The sequence below is a fragment of the Micromonospora sp. NPDC003776 genome (genome assembly GCF_053605645.1).
In genome coordinates this window covers 1-2,205 of record NZ_JBSGJR010000822.1, presented here as the reverse complement: position 1 = coordinate 2,205, position 2,205 = coordinate 1, and the positions used below count along the sequence as shown (strand labels likewise).

Genomic DNA, 2,205 nt, shown 5'->3' with positions numbered 1-2,205 from the left:
GGGCGCCCGGGACGTCGCCGAGCAGCTCGCCGACTGGCTGCGGCCGGCCACCGGCTACCCGCTCCCCGTCGCCGACACGGCCGACGCCACGCCCGGCGGCGCGCTGACGCTCACCCTGTCGGGCGCGGCCTCCGTCCGCGCGCTCGGCGACGGGCCCGCAGCCGGCGACGGGCGAGCCGACGGCGGCGACCTGGGCGACGAGGGCTACCGACTCGAGGTCACCCCAGACGGGATCCGGATCACCGCCGCCGCCCCGGCCGGCCTGTTCCACGGCGCGCAGACGCTGCGGCAACTGCTGCCGGCGGCCGTCGAGCAGCCCACCCCGGTCGCCGAGCGCTGGGTGGTGCCCGGCGGCACCATCGTCGACCGGCCGCGCTTTGCGTACCGGGGGGCGATGCTCGACGTGGCCCGGCACTTCTTCGGCGTCGAGGACGTGCTGCGGGTGGTCGACCACCTGGCCCGCTACAAGCTCAACCACCTGCACCTGCACCTCACCGACGACCAGGGCTGGCGGATCGCCGTCGACTCCTGGCCCCGGCTGGCCGAGGTGGGCGGAGCCACCCAGGTGGGCGGCGGCCCCGGTGGCTGCTACACCAAGGACGACTACCGCCGGATCGTCGCGTACGCCGCCCGCCGACACGTCACCGTGGTGCCGGAGATCGACCTGCCGGGGCACACCAACGCGGCGCTCGTCGCGTACCCCGAGCTGGCGCCCGGCAAGGTCCCGCCCCCGCCGTACACCGGCACGGAGGTCGGCTTCAGCTACGTCGACCCGGCCGACGAGCGGACGTACGAGTTCGTCGCCGACGTGGTCGGCGAGGTCGCCGCGCTGACCCCCGGCCCCTGGCTGCACCTCGGCGGCGACGAGGCGTTCAAGGTCAAGGGGACGGCCTACACCGGCTTCGTCGAGCGGGCGCAGCGGATCGTGGCGGACGCCGGCAAGACCGTGCTCGGCTGGCACCAGCTCGCCCCGGCGGCGCACCTCGACGGGCGCGTCCTGCAGTGGTGGGGCACCAACGGCGAGGACCCCGAGACCGCCCAGGCGGTACGCCGGGGCGCCCGGCTGATCCTCTCCCCCGCCAACCACGCCTACCTCGACATGAGGTACGCCCCGGACACCCCGATCGGGCACGACTGGGCCGGACTGATCGACGTGCGACGCGCGTACGACTGGGATCCGGGCAGCCACCTCGCCGGCGTACCGGTCGAGGCGGTGCTCGGCGTGGAGGCGCCGCTCTGGACCGAATCGGTCACCACCCTCGCGGAGGTGGAGTTCATGCTCTTCCCGCGCCTGCCCGCCGTCGCCGAGCTGGGCTGGTCACCCCGGTCCACCCACGACTGGGCTGGCTTCCGGGAGCGGCTGGCCGGGCACGGTTCGCGCTGGGCCGCCGCCGGCATCACCTTCCATCCCTCACCCGAGGTCCCCTGGCCGGCACGTCACCCCATCCCCACCCAACGCACCTCCACCGCCGTCCCCGCCGACACCCCCTGACCCGAGACCCCCGCGCCCCCTCGCTCCCGCCCACCCACCGTCAGCTCGGCTTGAGATGCGGCATCCCGGGCTATCCCGCGCCACCTACAACCCGACCTGCCGCAACCCGACTGGACCGACCACCCCACAGACGCGCCGGCCGCACCGAATGTCCGAACCCATCCGCGGTCGCGTGCGGGGCGGCGCTGGGGTGGCACTGGCTGGGCGGTTTGTCGGCACACGTCCCACGGCCGGGGCCACCGGGCGGCGCGGGTTGGGCGGTTTGTCAGCGGGTGTCGCGTGGTCCGGGCCACCCGGGCGGCGGAATCATGCCGGGGTCGGGGTCGTTGAACATGGCAGACCGCGCGGCACCCCGCCCCCGCCCCCCGGAGGGCCGCCGGTCGGAATGACCGGCCACCGGCCGTCGTTACATCCCCCGGACCCGTGAACGACTGGTCCACCTCCGGTGAGGTCGAGGGAATCACTCCCCACCCCCGGTCGTTACACCCCCGGACCGCGAACACCTGGTCCACCGAGCCGGACAGGTCGAGGGAATCACTCCCCACCCCCGGTGGTTACATCCCCGGGCCGCCCGAGCAGGTCACCCCCTGATCGCCGGGCCCCGGAATCCCAGACTTTCCCGCGGCACCGCACCCCCTTTTTGCGGCCGCCGCGAAACCCCCGAATGGAAGGCGTGACTCATCATGGCTACCACTCTGCTGCGTAAGACCGTT

General features: G+C 74.2%; 1 protein-coding gene. It reads left to right on the top strand.

Features of this window, described 5'->3' with window-relative positions; all coding sequences use genetic code 11:
• A partial coding sequence (locus tag ACWEVO_RS35340) for a family 20 glycosylhydrolase (protein ID WP_452311755.1) occupies positions 1-1,492 on the top strand: 1,492 nt, incomplete at its 5' end.
• Positions 1,493-2,205: the final 713 nt, after the last annotated feature.